This window comes from Nonomuraea marmarensis (genome assembly GCF_043197025.1).
Taxonomy (GTDB): Bacteria; Actinomycetota; Actinomycetes; order Streptosporangiales; family Streptosporangiaceae; genus Nonomuraea; species Nonomuraea marmarensis.
This window is the reverse complement of record NZ_JBICRM010000011.1, coordinates 103,531-119,001: the sequence shown is the minus strand read 5'-3', so window position 1 is coordinate 119,001 and position 15,471 is coordinate 103,531. Positions and strand designations below refer to the sequence as shown.

The 15,471-nt window shown below is 67.9% G+C and carries 15 protein-coding genes; 8 read left to right on the top strand and 7 right to left on the bottom strand.

From position 1 onward, the window contains the following. Nucleotides 1–11 precede the first annotated feature (11 nt). The gene (gene clpB, locus ACFLIM_RS20130; RefSeq protein ID WP_393167545.1) at nucleotides 12–2,582 is read left to right on the top strand and encodes an ATP-dependent chaperone ClpB; all 2,571 of its coding nucleotides are present in this window, start codon (nucleotides 12–14) and stop codon (nucleotides 2,580–2,582) included. A gap of 180 nt (nucleotides 2,583–2,762) precedes the next feature. After that, on the top strand, nucleotides 2,763–3,434 hold the full coding sequence (locus ACFLIM_RS20125) for a hypothetical protein (RefSeq protein ID WP_393167544.1): 672 nt from the start codon (nucleotides 2,763–2,765) through the stop codon (nucleotides 3,432–3,434). 114 nt (nucleotides 3,435–3,548) lie between these two features. On the opposite strand, the gene ACFLIM_RS20120 is transcribed toward ACFLIM_RS20125, so the two are convergent. Continuing rightward, nucleotides 3,549–4,079 carry a tetratricopeptide repeat protein gene (locus ACFLIM_RS20120; RefSeq protein ID WP_393167543.1) on the bottom strand — a complete coding sequence of 177 codons (531 nt, stop codon included), beginning with the start codon at nucleotides 4,077–4,079 and terminating at the stop codon, nucleotides 3,549–3,551. Between the two features lie 173 nt (nucleotides 4,080–4,252). Here ACFLIM_RS20120 and ACFLIM_RS20115 point away from each other — a divergent pair, with 173 nt between their 5' ends. Further along, nucleotides 4,253–4,582: a hypothetical protein gene (locus ACFLIM_RS20115; protein ID WP_393167542.1), complete on the top strand. Its 330-nt coding sequence runs from the start codon at nucleotides 4,253–4,255 to the stop codon at nucleotides 4,580–4,582. Here ACFLIM_RS20115 and ACFLIM_RS20110 read toward each other — a convergent pair. The 4 genes from ACFLIM_RS20110 to ACFLIM_RS20095 are packed head-to-tail and all read right to left on the bottom strand — an operon-like array spanning nucleotide 4,579 to nucleotide 8,980. Continuing rightward, complete coding sequence (locus ACFLIM_RS20110; RefSeq protein WP_393167831.1) at nucleotides 4,579–5,226, bottom strand: TetR family transcriptional regulator; 648 nt, start codon at nucleotides 5,224–5,226, stop codon at nucleotides 4,579–4,581. The two genes, ACFLIM_RS20115 and ACFLIM_RS20110, sit on opposite strands and share 4 nt — an antisense overlap. A 44-nt stretch (nucleotides 5,227–5,270) precedes the next feature. Next, nucleotides 5,271–6,974 (bottom strand): SDR family oxidoreductase, encoded by a 1,704-nt coding sequence (locus tag ACFLIM_RS20105; RefSeq protein WP_393167540.1) that lies wholly within the window; start codon nucleotides 6,972–6,974, stop codon nucleotides 5,271–5,273. A 42-nt stretch (nucleotides 6,975–7,016) separates the two neighbouring features. After that, on the bottom strand, nucleotides 7,017–8,099 hold the full coding sequence (locus tag ACFLIM_RS20100) for a CapA family protein (RefSeq protein ID WP_393167539.1): 1,083 nt from the start codon (nucleotides 8,097–8,099) through the stop codon (nucleotides 7,017–7,019). 59 nt (nucleotides 8,100–8,158) lie between these two features. After that, nucleotides 8,159–8,980, bottom strand: a complete 822-nt coding sequence (locus ACFLIM_RS20095) for a helix-turn-helix transcriptional regulator (protein WP_393167537.1) — start codon at nucleotides 8,978–8,980, stop codon at nucleotides 8,159–8,161. A 105-nt stretch (nucleotides 8,981–9,085) separates the two neighbouring features. On the opposite strand from ACFLIM_RS20095, the gene ACFLIM_RS20090 reads away from it, so the two are divergent. Genes ACFLIM_RS20090 through ACFLIM_RS20080 form a run of 3 tightly spaced genes read left to right on the top strand, consistent with a single transcriptional unit; the run spans nucleotide 9,086 to nucleotide 12,427 of the window. Next, nucleotides 9,086–10,498, top strand: a complete 1,413-nt coding sequence (locus ACFLIM_RS20090) for an MFS transporter (RefSeq protein WP_393167536.1) — start codon at nucleotides 9,086–9,088, stop codon at nucleotides 10,496–10,498. Between the two features lie 55 nt (nucleotides 10,499–10,553). Further along, a complete protein-coding gene (locus tag ACFLIM_RS20085) occupies nucleotides 10,554–10,961 on the top strand; it encodes a Fur family transcriptional regulator (protein WP_393167534.1) in 408 nt (135 codons plus the stop codon). 17 nt (nucleotides 10,962–10,978) lie between these two features. Further along, nucleotides 10,979–12,427: a catalase gene (locus ACFLIM_RS20080; protein ID WP_393167532.1), complete on the top strand. Its 1,449-nt coding sequence runs from the start codon at nucleotides 10,979–10,981 to the stop codon at nucleotides 12,425–12,427. A gap of 317 nt (nucleotides 12,428–12,744) precedes the next feature. On the opposite strand, the gene ACFLIM_RS20075 is transcribed toward ACFLIM_RS20080, so the two are convergent. Both ACFLIM_RS20075 and ACFLIM_RS20070 read right to left on the bottom strand, forming a co-directional pair. Continuing rightward, nucleotides 12,745–12,969, bottom strand: coding sequence for a DUF397 domain-containing protein (locus tag ACFLIM_RS20075; protein ID WP_393167530.1), 225 nt, complete (start codon nucleotides 12,967–12,969; stop codon nucleotides 12,745–12,747). Between the two features lie 55 nt (nucleotides 12,970–13,024). Beyond that, nucleotides 13,025–13,888: a helix-turn-helix domain-containing protein gene (locus tag ACFLIM_RS20070; RefSeq protein ID WP_393167529.1), complete on the bottom strand. Its 864-nt coding sequence runs from the start codon at nucleotides 13,886–13,888 to the stop codon at nucleotides 13,025–13,027. Between the two features lie 755 nt (nucleotides 13,889–14,643). Between ACFLIM_RS20070 and ACFLIM_RS20065 the strand changes: the two genes are divergently transcribed. After that, the gene (locus tag ACFLIM_RS20065) at nucleotides 14,644–14,775 is read left to right on the top strand and encodes a hypothetical protein (RefSeq protein WP_393167528.1); all 132 of its coding nucleotides are present in this window, start codon (nucleotides 14,644–14,646) and stop codon (nucleotides 14,773–14,775) included. A 1-nt stretch (nucleotide 14,776) separates the two neighbouring features. After that, on the top strand, nucleotides 14,777–15,424 hold the full coding sequence (locus ACFLIM_RS20060; protein ID WP_393167527.1) for a hypothetical protein: 648 nt from the start codon (nucleotides 14,777–14,779) through the stop codon (nucleotides 15,422–15,424). Nucleotides 15,425–15,471 lie beyond the last annotated feature (47 nt).

Sequence of the window (15,471 nt, the reverse complement as noted above, 5' to 3'; positions counted from 1 at the left end):
CCTAGAACAACATGGACTACAAGCTCACCCAGAAGAGCCAGGAAGCGCTCTCGGGGGCCATGCGGCGTGCCGCCGCCGAGGGCAACCCGGAGATCGCCCCTGCTCACCTGCTGACCACGCTGCTCTCCCAGACGGGCGGCACCGCCGTACCTCTGCTCGAGGCCGTCGGCGCCGACTGGCGCACGCTGCGGGCGCGGGTGGAGGAGCAGCTCGCGGCGCTGCCGAAGGCGCAGGGCGCGACCGTGGGCGCGCCGTCGAGTTCGCGCCAGCTCCTCACCGTCATGAACACCGCCGCCCAGCACGCCAACCGCCTCGAAGACCTCTACGTCTCCACCGAGCACCTGCTGGTGGGCCTGGCCGCCGACGGCGGCCAGATGGCGGAGCTGCTCAAGTCCCAGGGCGCGACGCCGCAGGCGCTGCTCGACGCGTTCGAGAAAGTACGCGGCCACGCCCGCGTCACCAGCGAGACCCCGGAGGACACCTACCAGGCGCTGGAGAAGTACGGCGTCGACCTGACCGAGCGGGCCCGCGGCGGCAAGCTCGACCCGGTCATCGGCCGTGACTCCGAGATCCGCCGGGTGATCCAGGTCCTCAGCCGCCGCACCAAGAACAACCCGGTGCTGATCGGCGAGCCCGGCGTCGGCAAGACCGCGGTCGTGGAGGGCCTGGCGCAGCGCATCGTGGCCGGCGACGTGCCCGAGTCGCTGCGCAACAAGCGGCTCATCTCGCTCGACCTGAGCGCGATGGTGGCGGGCGCGAAGTACCGCGGCGAGTTCGAGGAGCGGCTCAAGGCCGTGCTCTCCGAGATCAAGGAGAGCGACGGGCAGATCGTGACGTTCATCGACGAGCTGCACACCGTCGTCGGCGCCGGGGCCGCCGAGGGCGCGATGGACGCCGGCAACATGCTCAAGCCGATGCTGGCCCGCGGCGAGCTGCGCATGATCGGCGCGACCACGCTCGACGAATACCGCGAGCGCATCGAGAAGGACCCGGCGCTGGAGCGCCGCTTCCAGCAGGTCTACGTGGGCGAGCCCACGGTCGAGGACACCATCGCGATCCTGCGCGGGCTCAAGGGCCGCTACGAGGCCCACCACCAGGTGCAGATCGCCGACAGCGCGCTGGTGGCCGCCGCCGCCCTGTCCGACCGCTACATCACCAACCGCTTCCTCCCCGACAAGGCCATCGACCTGGTCGACGAGGCCGCCTCGCGGCTGCGCATGGAGATCGACTCCCGTCCCGTGGAGATCGACCAGCTCCAGCGCAACGTCGACCGGATGAAGATGGAGGAGCTGGCCCTGTCGAAGGAGACCGACGAGGCCTCCGTCCAGCGGCTCGAACGGCTCCGCCAGGAGCTGGCCGACCGCCAGGAGGAGCTCAACGCCCTCGTCGGCCGCTGGGAGCACGAAAAGGCCGGGCTCAACAAGGTCGGCGAGCTGAAGAAGCAGCTCGACGAGGCGCGCGGCGCCGCCGAGCGGGCCCAGCGCGACGGCGACTTCGAGGCCGCCTCCAGGCTCATGTACGCCGAGGTGCCCCGGCTGGAGCAGGCGCTGAAGGCCGCCTCCGACGCCGCGCCGCCGGACAATGCCATGGTCAAGGAGGAGGTCGGGGCCGACGACATCGCCGAGGTGATCTCGTCGTGGACCGGCATCCCCGCCGGGCGGTTGCTGGAGGCTGAGACGGCCAAGCTGCTGCGCATGGAGGGGGAGCTGGGCAAGCGGCTCATCGGGCAGCAGCGGGCCGTACAGGCCGTTTCCGATGCCGTACGCCGGAGCCGGGCCGGCATCTCCGACCCCGACCGGCCGACGGGCTCGTTCCTCTTCCTCGGCCCCACGGGCGTGGGCAAGACGGAGCTGGCCAAGGCGCTGGCGGAGTTCCTGTTCGACGACGAGCGGGCGATGACCCGCATCGACATGAGCGAATACTCCGAGAAGCACAGCGTGGCCAGGCTCGTGGGCGCGCCTCCCGGCTATGTCGGCTACGAGGAGGGCGGCCAGCTCACCGAGGCCGTCAGGCGGCGCCCGTACACCGTGGTGCTGCTCGACGAGGTGGAGAAGGCCCATCCCGAGGTGTTCGACATCCTGCTGCAGGTGCTCGACGACGGGCGGCTGACCGACGGCCAGGGCCGCACCGTCGACTTCCGCAACACGATCCTGATCCTCACCTCCAACATCGGCTCGCAGTTCCTGGTGGACCCCAAGCTGGAGAACGGCGCCAAGCGGGAGGCCGTCATGGGGGCGGTGCGCAGCTCGTTCAAGCCGGAGTTCCTCAACCGGCTCGACGATGTGATCCTCTTCGACGCGCTCGGCTCCGAGGAGCTGACGCGCATCGTCGACCTGCAGGTCGAACGCCTGGCGCGACGCCTGGCCGACCGCAGGCTGAGGCTGGAGGTCACGCCGGCGGGCCGCGAGTGGCTGGCGCTGACGGGCTACGACCCGATGTACGGCGCCCGCCCGCTGCGCCGCCTGGTCCAGTCGGCCATCGGCGACAAGCTGGCCAAGGCGGTGTTGTCGGGCGAGGTCGTGGACGGCGACAAGGTCCTGGTGGAGCTGGGCGACGACGAGCTCGTGATCCAGCGGGCCTGACGGCTTCGGCGTGTCATGGCACGGTCAATCGCGCCGCGTGCTTGGTAAGGTTCGGCCCACTCTTCGGACAAGCCGCACTCCCTCGCCCGAGTGGGTGACTACGTTCGGCGTTCGTCAGATCACCGAAATCGATCAGGGGGACGTGACGTGTCATCTCGGAAGATCCGCAGCATCATGGCCGTGGCCACTCTGACCGCGGGTGTCTCCTGGCTGGCCGTGGCTCCCGCGACGGCGGACACCTGCGCGGACGCGGAGCCGTCGCTGCTGTCGTCCACCGCCGCCGCGACGTACTGTGACGAGCACACCACGCTCCGCGTGAACGACGGTGGCCTCGGCAGCAGCCGGATGGTCACCTCGGAGAGCAACAAGCTGGCCATGGCCGCCGGGGAGCTGGCCAGGCGGCTCGGCCTGACCGGCCTGGCGACCGGCAAGTCCGTGCTGGGCGTGGCCGACCTCGGCGGGGTGGCGGCGAACTGGGGCATGCCCTCGCTGGCCTCGGCGTCGCCCGCGTTGTTCCCCACGATGCCGGGTCCGGCCGGCATGCGGGACCTGTCGACCATGGCCGGCATCCCCGCGCTGCCCGCCCTGCCCGAACTGCCGAGCACGCCGCTGCAGGCGAAGCTGCCCGCAGAGATGTCGCTCGGCCAGGCGCCCTACCACAACCGCATCGCGGGCTCCGGCATCGAGTCCCCGCTGGATCTCGAGCGTCCGGTGAGCGAGGTCGGGGCCGAGGTCATCGGCACCCTGCTGCCGAAGGCGGTGGAGAGTGTGGAGGGCACCTCGATGCTGCCCGGCGGGCAGCCGGTCGCGGATGGCTTCACCGGCCTGACCCAGGGCCTCGGGCTGCGGTGAGCGAACGGCGTACCAGCCACCTCGTCCGGGCGCGGGTCGTGCCTGCCGCGCCCGGCATCCGATGACCGGAGGGGCCGCGACCACACCGGCCGCGGTCCCTTCGGCCTTTCCGGCTCAGGAGACGAGTTCGTCCAGTTCGTCCTCGGGGAGCCCCAGATCGACCCTGATGCGGTAGCGCGTGCGTAGCACCGCTCCTTGCTCAGGGTCGTTCTCGTCGCACCCCAGAACCGCCTGGGTGGCCCATTCGAGCCCCCCTTGCAGATCCCCGTAGGCGACCAGCGTCTCGGCGATCGTGTGAGCGGTCGCCGTGGAGACGCCGCCCTCCGCGCGTATGGTCTCGATGACCTCCCTAGCCTCATCGGGCCTGTCGAGCTCGAAGAGCGTGTCGGCGATGCCGGCACGCGGATCGAAACCCGCCTCGCCACCGTCCTCGACCGCGCGCTGGAAACACTCCATCGCGCGCGCGGGCTGCCCCGCCGCTCGCCACTCCTCAGCGGCGAGGACCAGGATGGATGCCCTGGAGACGTCGCCGGACGAGTAGCCGAGCGCGGCGTCGTAGAGCCGGCCGGCCAAGGAACTGTGGTCGTCGGCCAGCAGGGCCTGCTCAAGCAGATGATCAAGGTGCTCACGGGTCACATGCGCCACACCGCCGAGACTACCGAGCCACCCATGCCTTTGCCCGGTCAATGCACATCGCCGCTCACTCACAAATTCGGCAACGCTCTGTTAAAGCCTGGTTACAGTACGCGTGTATGTGCAGGCGACAGGGCATATATCAGCCACTTTGCGTCCACGCGAGCGAAGGGGCTGTAATGGGCATGTCCAAGCAGATGACCTTCACGCTGGCTTGTGCCGTGGTGTTGTCGGCCCTCGTTCCCGGAGTGGCCGGCTATCTTTCGGCCCGTTTGGAGGCCATCGAATCCGCAGAACGCAACCTGCACGCCCTGGAGACCAGGCTGCACGTACGCGAGGCCAGAGACGCGCGCCCGGTCTCACTGCCCGCTCCGTGCCTGCGCACGCCGGCCACGCCGCGTTACCAGCAGGTGCCCACGACCGCGCTCGGCGACCGCGAGCACAAGAAGCGCTGGACGCTGGGCGTGCCCGCCTGGCTGCCCGGCCTCCTGAAGGGGCTGGTCGAAGAGCGCTAAGGGTGCTGCGGGGACCAGGATTTCAGCTGGCGGGACAGGAAGCCGCGGACCAGGTTTCTGGCCGCCTCGATGATCTCGGGTGAGCCGTCGGGATCGCGGCGGAAGGCCAGCTTGAGCACGGCGTCACCGGCCTCGACCGCCACTAACACGGCCAGGTCCAGCTCGGGGCTGTCCGCCAGCCCGAACTCCTTCAGCAGCAACCCGCGCAGCCGCCCCGCGATCACCGTGTTGTTGTCGGAGTCGGAGTCGAGCAGGTTGAGGTCCACGGCGTCGCCGAAGTGGAGGCTCTTGAAGCCGGCGACGGTCCTGTGCATGTCGACGTATTCGTCGATGATCGCATCGACCGCCTCCCACCAACCGCGGTCGTCCTCCTCCAGGAACCTGCGGTCGACCCGGCGGACGAACTCCTCGACGTTGCGCCGGGTGAGCTCCTGGGTGATGGCACGTTTGTCGGGAAAGAACTGGTAGATCGACCCGATGGCGACGCCTGCCCGTTCGGCTATGCGCGTGGTGGACAGGGCCTCGTATCCGGTCTCGTCGAGCAGGTCGGCACACGCGTCGAGCATGCGCTCGACGCGCCGGGCGCTGCGGCGCTGTGCTGGCTGCCGCCTGAGAGCTTTGGGCTGGACGCAGTCGTCCTGCATTTGCGGCGAAGACACGGAAACATCTTCTCCTGTACGAGCGCTCGTTACCGCAAAATTTGTGGATTTCTCATGGCCCCGCTCCATCGCGCCAGCCTCCGCATCGCCCGAGGCGAAATCCTGGACAGGATATAACCTATTTTGCCTTCCAGGTTGACCGGAACGACGGCTTGATTCCGGTGCACGGCCCGCAGAATGTGCGCGGCCACCCGCTCAGCCGGATACCCGCGCCGCGCCAGCCCCCGCATGGCATCCTCTCTCAGGTCCGCCCCCACGTACGTGGCGTTGCGCGCGATGGGCGTGGAGACGAAGCCCGGGCAGATGACGCTGACCCCGATGCCGTGCCCGGCCAGCTCGGCCCTGAGGCAGTCGCTGAGCATCTTCACCGCAGCCTTCGAGGTCGAGTACGCGGGCAGTAGCCGAGACGGCGCGAACGCGGCCAGGGAGGCGACGTTGACGATGTGACCGCCTTCGCCACGCTCGACCATGGTGGCGCCGAACAGGCGGCACCCGTGGATGACGCCCCACAGATTGACGTCGAGGGTCCTTCGCCAGTCGTCAACCGTGTGATCGAAGAACGACCCCGCGACGGCGATCCCAGCATTGTTCACCACAATGTCCGGCACGCCATATCGCATGATGATATTTCGCGAAAAATCCTCCATCTGATCGATATTCGCGACATCGACCTGCACGGCGTGCGCCGTACCCCCAAGATCCTCGGCAATGGCGACGGCGGCCCGCTTGGCGGCCTCCGGCTCGATATCCGCACAGACCACCTCAGCCCCATGCGCCGCGAACGCCCGAGCCGTCGCCAGCCCGATCCCGGACCCCGCCCCCGTGACCACCACCAGCCGATCCTCGAACACCTTGCCCCCTTCCCGCACCCGCGCCCGCCGCAACCCCCTGGACGCGGGGCCACCCTCGACATGGGTGACGAACTCGTCGATCATCCCGGCGATCTCCCCGGGATGGCTCCGATGAGCCCAGTGCCCGGCCTCCACTTTCCGATGCCAGAGCCTGGGCGTCCACTGCCCGAACGAGGCCAGCACCGCGGGAGACACGAAGCCGTCCCGGGAGGGCTCGATGACCTGCACGGGCACGCCGACATGAGGGTCCCCGAGGTCCCTGAGCATGTTCCGCCGGTAGAGCCAGAGCCCGTTGCGCCCGTCCTCGACCAGCGTCTGCGCCGGATGTCCCGGCCGGGGCGTGATGCCTTCGCGGCGCAGCCGGCGATCGAGCAGGCGGGTGACGAGCGGCCCCCAAATCAGCTCGGGCACCACCGGAACCAGAAATCCTCCGATATACCAGGACCTGACCAGCTGCCCGGCGACGTCGCGCCGCCTGCCGTGCCGGGTGAAGTGCGCCAGCTGCCGCAACCCGGGCCCGCCGAGACTGGTGAACGAGGCCACCCGATCCCGCACCCGGGCCACGGCCTCCCACCCCTGCAACGACCCCCAGTCATGCCCGACGAGATGCACTCGCTGCTTACCGAGGGCATCGATCACCGCGGCCAGATCGGCGATCAGCTCATCGAACCCGTAGCCCCGCCGGTCGCGCGGAGCCGTGGACTCCCCCGCCCCCCGCACGTCGTACCGCACCACATGGAAACGATCGCGCAGCAGCGCGGCCACCTCGTCCCAGACGCGCTGCGTGTCCGGATACCCGTGCAGCAGCAGGACCGTCGGATCCGCCGGGTCGCCCTCCTCGAAGACCGCCAGCCGTACGTCACCGGACTCGACCCACCGCATGGCGACCTCCTATTGGACGTATTGTCCAGTAGAATAGATCGATCAGGGCCGCGCGGCCAGCCCCGTACAGGAGCGCAGCGCCTTCCAGTCCGTGACCGCCCGGGTCCTGGCCGTCCCCGTCATCGGAACGGGCACACCCCCCTGGATGGTCGCCGGAGTCCAGCGATCCTTCAGCACCTTCCGCCCGTTGATCGTCAACGTCAGCACCCCGGTCCTGCCCGTCGTCCCGGGGCTGGAGTTGTAGAAGACGAAGTTCCCCATCCCGTAGTTGACGTACGCGTTGTCGAGATATCCGGACCCGAGCAGGATGTGCGCGTGCCCGCCGACCACCACGTCGGCCCCCGCATCGACCAGCTTGGGCGCCAGCGAGAGCTGCGCCGCGTTCGGGCACTTCTGCATCTCGGTCCCCCAGTGCAGATGGACGATCACGGTGTCGGAGCCCTTACGCGCCTGCCGCACGGCTCTGAGCAGGCTCGCCTCCTCCTTGGCCGAGGCCAGCCCGCCCTTGTCCGGCGTGGCGGTCCACGCCTGGATGAACTCCGCGTCCAGCACCTGCGTGGCCCCGATGATCGCCACCCGGTTGCCGTTCACGGTCTTCCGGAACGGCTTGTACGCCTGCGCCGCGTCCTTCCCGATCCCCACCACAGGGAACTTGCTGCGCTTGATCGCCGCCAGCGAGTCCCCCAGCCCGCTCTCCATGTAGTCCATGCCGTGGTTGTTCGCCATGGACACGACGTCCACCCCGGCGGCCTTCAACGCGCCGAACGCGGTCGGCGGCGCCCTGAACGTGAACTGCTTCCCCGGCGCCGGCGTCCCCCCGGTGGTGATGGCCGTCTCCAGGTTGACCATGGATAAGTCCGACTCGCGCAACACGCCCGCGATCGGCCCGAGCGCCGTGCCCGGATTGCCGAGCCGCCCCCGCAACATCCCCTCGAAGTGCACGTCCCCACCAAAGGAGATCGTGTACGGCCGCCGCTCCGGAGTGGGCTTCACCTTCTTCGCCGTCGGGGAGTCGGACGGCGGCTGGGCCACCTGCTTGCTCAGCGGTTGCCTCTCAGGCGCCGACGAACACGCTGCCAGCGAAGCGGCGACAGCCAACACCGGGAGGGCACGGGTGAGTTTCATCTGCCGTCACTTCCGCTCGATCCGGACATTTACGGATCGAGCATTCTATGTGCGGCAGATTATGACGCGGTATCACCTTTCCCCATCAACCAGGACACAGCGGATCGCGTCTCGTCGTCCATCGGCGTGTAGACGACCAGCCGGACCTCCGGCACGGCCGTGAAGCTCGTCGTGCCGAAGCGCAGCTCGCCCAGCAGCACGTGCTTGTACTCCTTCACCCTCGGTCCCGGATCGGCCACGTCCTGCCGGGCCCAGAGCCGGGCGAACTCGGCGCTCTCCGCGCTCAGCCTGCGTACGAAGTCCTGCCAGCACGGGTCGTCCGTGTGGCGGCTGTAGGCACCCCTGAAGACGGCGACGGCCCGCCCCAGCTCCTGGTCGCGGTTGAGCAGCGCGGTGGCGGGAGCGGGGTTGACGCAGACCTGCCAGAGCGAGTTCCGCTCACCTTCGGGCGCGCTGACGGTCTCGGGGAACAGCGCGGCATAGGCGGCGTTCCAGGCCAGGGCGTCGTATCGGCTGTTGGAGAGACAGGCGGGCAGGTCGCCGAGCCGGTCGAGTATCTGCTGCATCTCGGGCGTCACCTGGCCCGAGCCCGCGGCGATCGGCACCTCCGCCTGCCCGGACAGCCGGTAGAGGTGGTGGCGCTCGGCGCTGTCGAGCCGGAGCGTGCGGGCGATCGCGTCGAGCACCTGTGGGCTGGCGTTGATCGGCCGGCCCTGCTCCAGCCACGTGTACCAGGTGACGCCGACCCCCGCGAGCTGCGCGACCTCCTCGCGGCGCAGCCCGGGCGTGCGCCTGCGCGGCCCCGGCGCCAGGTCCACCATCTCGGGCGTGATACGTTCGCGGCGGCTGCGCAGGAATGCCGCCAGATCCGAACGTCTCACCTCAGTCACCGTCACTCTCCCACTATGTCGACATCAGGGACCGTTATCCAGGTGCGGCCAATACCAGTATAAAGGGGCTCTCGTTACTGGTACTGGATCCTCGGCATGACGCAAACTGCCGCCTTCTCCTCTCCTGTGGACACAAAGCCACAAGAGAGCAAGGCCAGCGGCCTGCTCCTGGCGATCATCCTCGTGGGGCAGTTCCTGGCCATCCTGAACGTCAACATCGTCAACGTGGCCACCCCGACCATCGAGTCCGACCTGCACTCCTCGGGCGCCGGGCTGCAGATGATCGTCGCTGGATACACCATTGTCTATGCCGTCCTGTTGATCACTGGAGCCAGGGTCGGCGAGCTGTTCGGCTATCGCACCGCGTTTCTGGGCGGCCTGGCGGTGTTCACCCTCACCACGCTCGGCGCGGGCCTGGCGCCCACGACGGGCTGGCTGGTGGCCTCCCGCCTGCTGCAGGGAGCCGGCGCGGCGATGATGATGCCGCAGGTGCTGACCCTGATCCAGCGCAACTACCGGGGCGCGGCCAGAGGCCGGGCGATCGGCTTGTGGTCGCTGGTGATCAGCGGCGGCATCGTGGTCGGCCAGGCGCTCGGCGGGATCCTGCTGGGGTTCGGCGCGGGCTGGCGCATCGTGTTCCTGGTGCTGGTCCCGATCGGCGTGTTGCTGCTGATAGCCGGATTCCGGGTGTTGCCCGCCGACGAGGGCGGCGGCAGGACGGGACTCGACCCGTGGGGTCTGGTGAGCCTGTCGGCGGCCGTGCTGCTGCTGGTGGTGCCCATGGTCCTCGGCCGCGACCTCGGCTGGCCGCTGTGGGGCTGGATCTCGATGGGGCTGAGCGTGGTGACGTTCGCGGCCTTCGTCCGCATCGAGCGGTGGGTGACCGCCCGCGGTGGGCGTCCCCTGGTGGACGCGCGGGTGCTGCGCGCGCCCGGCATGCGGCCGGGGCTGGCGATCCTGTTGTTCGGCCCGGCGACCTGGGGCGCGTTCCTGTTCACCTCCGCTCTGCACCTGCAGGGCGAGTTGCACCTGTCGCCGCTGGGGTCGGGCATGATGCTGGTGCCGTGCGCGCTGGCCTTCGGCCTCGTGGGGCTCGCCTGGCCGCGCCTGCCGGTCCGGCTGCAGCGCCCGCTGGTGCCGTTCGGCTATGTGGTGGCCGCGCCCGCCTACCTCGGGCTCGGGCTCGCCGCCGACGGCGGCCTGCTCTACGCGGTCATGAGCGCCCTCATCGGCGCCGGGCTCGGCGTGCAGGTCGCGGTGACGAACATGGCGACCGAACAGGTGGACGGCGCCTTCGCGGCGGACGCGAGCGGCGCGCTGCTCACGGTGATGCAGCTCGGCCAGGTCATCGGCGTCTCCACGGTGGGAACCCTGTTCATCACGCTCAGCCAGGGCCACGGCACGGTGTCCGCGTCCCTCGTCGCCTCCATCGCCATGGCGTGCCTGGCCGTGCTCGCCGGGCTGAGCTCCATCTTCCTGGTACGGCGCCGCGTACCAGTCCGAGCCTAAACTTGGACGATTCCTTTACTTGAATGATTCAGGTTTAGGCCATAGGTTGGCAGACATGGGGGACGACGACCTTCTCCGCCAGGCGGGACTGCGAGTGACCGCGGCCCGGCTGGCGATCATGCGGACCGTGCGCGACGGCGACCACCTCGACGTGGACGCCGTCTACCGCCGCGTTCATGATCGCGTGGGACAGGTCTCGCTCCAGGCCGTCTACGACTCGCTGCACGCGCTGCACAAGGCCGGTCTCGTACGCAAGATCGAGCCCATGGGCAGCCCGGCCCGCTACGAGGCGCGGGTGGGCGACAACCACCACCACCTCGTCTGCCGGCGGTGCGGCACCGTGACCGACGTCGACTGCGTGGTGGGGGTCGCGCCCTGCCTCGAGCCGGCCGACGCGGCCGGATATGTCGTGGACGAAGCCGACGTCACGTTCTGGGGCGTCTGCCCGAGCTGTCAAAGATGATTTCGGAGGACCGCGCTATGACGACCAGGCCTATCACCACCGACGACTCGGGCATCCCAGCCCCGAGCGACGAGCATTCGCTCTCCGTCGGCCCGAATGGCCCCCTGCTCCTGCAGGATCACTACCTGATCCAGAAGATGGCTCACTTCAACCGGGAGCGAGTCCCCGAGCGAGTCGTGCACGCCAAGGGCGGCGGCGCCCACGGCATCCTGCAGATCACGGAGGACATCAGCCAGTACACGAAGGCCGGCCTGTTCCAGCAGGGCAAGGAGACGCCGCTCTTCCTGCGCTTCTCCACCGTCGCCGGAGAGCTGGGCAGCGCCGACACCGCCCGTGACCCGCGCGGGTTCGCGATCAAGTTCTACACCGAGGACGGCAACTACGACCTCGTCGGCAACAACACGCCGATCTTCTTCATCCGCGACCCGCAGAAGTTCTCCGACTTCATCCACAGCCAGAAGCGCCGCGCCGACAACCACCTGCGTGACAACAACATGCAGTGGGACTTCTGGACGCTGTCACCGGAGTCGGCGCACCAGGTCACGTTCCTGATGTCCGACCGAGGCACGCCCGCCTCCTGGCGGAACATGCACGGCTTCGGCTCACACACGTTCCTCTGGTACAACGCCGCGGGCGAGAAGTACTGGGTGAAATACCACTTCAAGACCGACCAGGGCATCAAGAACCTCACGGCCGCTGAGGCCGCCGCCCTGCAGTCGACCGACCCGGACCACCACATCCGCGACCTGTACGACGCCATCAAGGCGGGCGACCACCCGTCGTGGACGGTCAAGGTGCAGATCATGCCGTTCGAGGCGGCGGCCGACTACCGGTTCAACCCGTTCGACCTGACCAAGGTGTGGCCGCACGCCGACTACCCCGAGATCACGATCGGCAAGTTCACCCTCAACAAGAACCCTGACAACTACTTCGCCGAGGTGGAGCAGTCCGGCTTCGAGCCGTCGAACCTGGTGCCCGGCATCGGCGCCTCGCCCGACAAGATGCTCCAGGGCCGCCTGTTCTCCTACCCGGACACCCACAGGTACCGGATCGGCCCCAACTACCTGCAGTTGCCGATCAACCAGCCGCGCAACGCCGTCAACAGCTACAACTTCGACGGCCCGATGACCTTCAGGAACTCGCAGGACCCGGTGTACGCCCCCAACTCGGCCAACGGCCCCGCCGCGGACGCGTCGCTGTACGAGGGCGAGAACTACCAGGTCGCGGGCGAGATCATCCGCTCGGCGTACACCAAACACGCCGAGGACGACGACTACGTCCAGCCGCGCGCCCTCTGGGAGAACGTGTTGTCCGACACGGACCGCGCCCACCTGGTGAGCAACATTGTCGGCCACGCCTCGGCTCCCGAGGTCACGGCGGACATGAAGAAGCGCGTCGTGGAGTATTGGAGCAACATTCACAAGGACCTCGGCGAGGGCGTCGCCCAGGGCCTGGGAATTTCCTAGTCGCGGCACGACACGGCCCGCGTCCCTTCCTGGGCGCGGGCCGTTCGGCGGGCCAATACGATTTTCTCGGAAAACGCCGAACGCACTCGTCATTTGTGGTTCAGACGGCCTCTGATCGAAAATCCTCAGCGGCCGGGGCGCGTGGCTCCTCAAGGGGCAAAAGAAACGGTGGGGGAGGTTGATCAGCTTGGTAGTGGCTGTGCCATGATGTTCACGTCTTCTGAGCTCAAGTCAGCAAGTGAGCCGGACCGAGGCGTGCCTTGCCGCGTCTCGAACGGCCCTGAAGGTTGTGCCAGCAACTTGCCAGGGCCGTTTCTTTATGCGCCGGCCCCTATCGTGGCCAAATCGAACTCACCGTCACGAACGCCCGCGGTGAAAGCCGCCCACTCCGCCGGAGTGAAGACCAGGACGGGACCGTCCTGGACCTTGCTGTCACGCAGAGCGACATTTCCATCAGCCAAGGGGGCCACTTCGACACAGGCGTCTGCGCCATTGCAGAAGGAGCTCTTCCGCCAAGCCGCCTTCGTAGGATGGTTGTGCATTTTCTCCCCAAATAGAACAAAGGGGCTCCATTGCCCCTTGTTGAGGTTGGTTGGCCTAACGCCGCCACAGCATAGCCTTGCGCTGTATGAGCACGCGCGATTCGTCCTCGTCCAGCGCCTCGGACCTGATGTGGCTGAAAGCGGTCTCGTATCCCGCCACCCGTTCGAGATCATCGACGAAGTGAGCAGTGTACAGATGTTCGAGGTACACCACATCGTCGAAGTCCCCGAACTTCAGGTGAATGAACGCACCCGTGTTCACCGGATGAAGCGAGTCGAGGGTGAGCACATGGAGACTGACGTGAGGCAGCAGGGAGATCTCCAGGAGATGCTCCATCTGCTCGCGCATCACCGAGGGCTCCCCGAAACGACGGGTCAGCGCCGACTCATCCAGCACGACCGTGAGCGCGCAGGGATTTGATCGGTGCAGGACGCGTTGCTGCCTGTCGAGACGGGCCTCGACTCGGCTGCGGACACCGCTGTGCGTGATGCGAGCGATGCCCCGAGAGGCCAGGATGACTTCCCGCGCGTAGTCCTCGGTTTGCAGGAGACCAGGCACGATCTGGGGTTCCCATGCGCGCTGAAAGGTCGCCTCGGCTTCCAACCCGAGGAATCTTGTGTATTCCCCGGGCAGAGTGTCCTCGTAATCCTCCCACCACCCCCGCTGCTCCGCATCCCGCAACAGACCAAAGAGCTCATCTATTTTCTCCCCGTCCACGCGGTAGAGCTTCGCCATGGCCTTGATGTCGTCGGTGCTCGGCATCGTCTTGGCCGCTTCGATGCGGCTGACCTTGCTCGGGGACCAACCGAGCTCCCTGGCCGCCTTGGCGCCGGTGAACTTGCTCCGCTCCCGGAGGAGGCGCAGTTCCTGGCCGAGCCGGAGCCTGCGTACTGTGGGACTGCCCTGCTGCGATGGCACCGTCCACTCTCCTTGTCGGGAATGAAGGTGTAGCCGGTAGGGATCGTTTGGGGCCCGGCTTTCTGGGCCGTTCGGCCAATCTTACACTGCAAGTTGCATGTGTAGTGCCGCTTGGCCTTGCCAGCAGGCTCCCATGGGGAGAGCGTAGGAGCAAGACAGCTCCGCGAGGGCGTCGGGGCCGGGGCAGGTTTTCCAGGTTGGTTCCCTACCCTTGCCACCATCCGACACTTCTCGTGCAAGTTGCAGGGCAAGCCGAGCAGCAAGCTGCGAAGAAATTTAAATCTTCCCTTGCTCAACGTATTGCAGCATCGCAGACCTCGGGGGACGATCGGGATCAGGAGGGATCTCGAGTGATGAGGAGGCCGGACATGACGACACGGCCGGACGCATCGGGCCTTCCACCTACGATCGCGCGCCCGCACGAGGGCCGCCTTGCCGGCAACGGAGCCGTCCCGGAAATGAAAATCTGCCCCAGGGAGGCCGTTTGCCGGAAGGATCTCGTAATCGCCTGAAGAACTCAGCGACAGACCGCTCATTCGAGCCTGAAAAAAGCCGGGCCGAGGCTGACCACCAGTTCGCCGCAAATGGGCTGCCACCCTGCGACGAGACCGGTCATCAGCCGTCGGACCGGCCAAGAAGCCACCTCTAGAATGCCGCGAAAGGGGTCTTCTATGTACTCACAAGGTACCAAGGGACTCGGCCGAATCAAGACCCGGATCCGGGAACTCATCGCATGGGCCGATCGCGAAATCTGCATGGAGCCCGACGAATTCGCGCACCGAATCGGCTGGACGGTGAGCAGGACGGGATTCGGCGCCCGTCGCTACCGCGACCCGCGCTTCGACCAGCTCAGCCTGCCGCGCAGGGTGCCAGAGGAGGTGTCCTGACGTGCCGAGGAACCCACGCAACCAGATCTACCCCGCCAACGAGGACCTCCCCGCCGCCGGCGGCAGCGGGTTGCTGGTCAGGCTCTGGCGGATCCGCACCGAGTTGTTGCTGGTCGCCGCGCTGGCGCTGTTCACGCTGACACTGCTCGGCGCCACCCAGGCGGGCCGGTGGGTGCCCTTCATCGTGCTGACGAGCGCGGTCTCGGTGCCGGCCGCCACCAGGGTCGGCCGCAACTGGATCGCCGCGCACTTCTGGTGCGTGGTGTCCAGGCACCGCCTGCATCGGGTCTGCCTGGAGACCACGATGCACACCAGGGCCGGGCGGATCCCGCTGGTGCTCTGGATCACGCCGACGACGACGGGCGAGAAGGCACTGATCATGACCAGGGCCGGGACCTCCGCCGAGGAGTTCGAGGCGTACAGCGAGGAGATCGCGGCGGCCTGCTGGGCCAGGAGCGCGAACGTCTACCGGCACCGCACGCGGGCGCAGCTGGTGATCGTGGAGATCGTCCGGCGCGACGAGGTGCCCGGGGCCTGCTCTCCCGGCCTGGACCGGCTGTACGGCCGCCGAGCGTGGATCTCGCTGAGACCCGACCTCGAGGAGCCGCCTGATCTGCGCAGGGAGATGGTGCTGCCGCAGGTCGGCTGAGGACCTAGGGAATCCGGGAAATTCCCTAGGGGTGCAAGCCCCGGAGA

Excerpts from the sequence above, each read along its gene's own strand:
- clpB (WP_393167545.1), top strand. The coding sequence starts at position 12 with ATGGACTACAAGCTCACCCAGAAGAGCCAGGAAGCGCTCTCGGGGGCC.
- ACFLIM_RS20115 (WP_393167542.1), top strand. The coding sequence starts at position 4,253 with ATGTCCAAGCAGATGACCTTCACGCTGGCTTGTGCCGTGGTGTTGTCG.
- ACFLIM_RS20110 (WP_393167831.1), bottom strand. The coding sequence starts at position 5,226 with ATGCAGGACGACTGCGTCCAGCCCAAAGCTCTCAGGCGGCAGCCAGCA.
- ACFLIM_RS20105 (WP_393167540.1), bottom strand. The coding sequence starts at position 6,974 with ATGCGGTGGGTCGAGTCCGGTGACGTACGGCTGGCGGTCTTCGAGGAG.
- ACFLIM_RS20100 (WP_393167539.1), bottom strand. The coding sequence starts at position 8,099 with ATGAAACTCACCCGTGCCCTCCCGGTGTTGGCTGTCGCCGCTTCGCTG.
- ACFLIM_RS20090 (WP_393167536.1), top strand. The coding sequence starts at position 9,086 with ATGACGCAAACTGCCGCCTTCTCCTCTCCTGTGGACACAAAGCCACAA.
- ACFLIM_RS20085 (WP_393167534.1), top strand. The coding sequence starts at position 10,554 with ATGGGGGACGACGACCTTCTCCGCCAGGCGGGACTGCGAGTGACCGCG.
- ACFLIM_RS20080 (WP_393167532.1), top strand. The coding sequence starts at position 10,979 with ATGACGACCAGGCCTATCACCACCGACGACTCGGGCATCCCAGCCCCG.
- ACFLIM_RS20075 (WP_393167530.1), bottom strand. The coding sequence starts at position 12,969 with ATGCACAACCATCCTACGAAGGCGGCTTGGCGGAAGAGCTCCTTCTGC.
- ACFLIM_RS20065 (WP_393167528.1), top strand. The coding sequence starts at position 14,644 with ATGGAGCCCGACGAATTCGCGCACCGAATCGGCTGGACGGTGAGCAGG.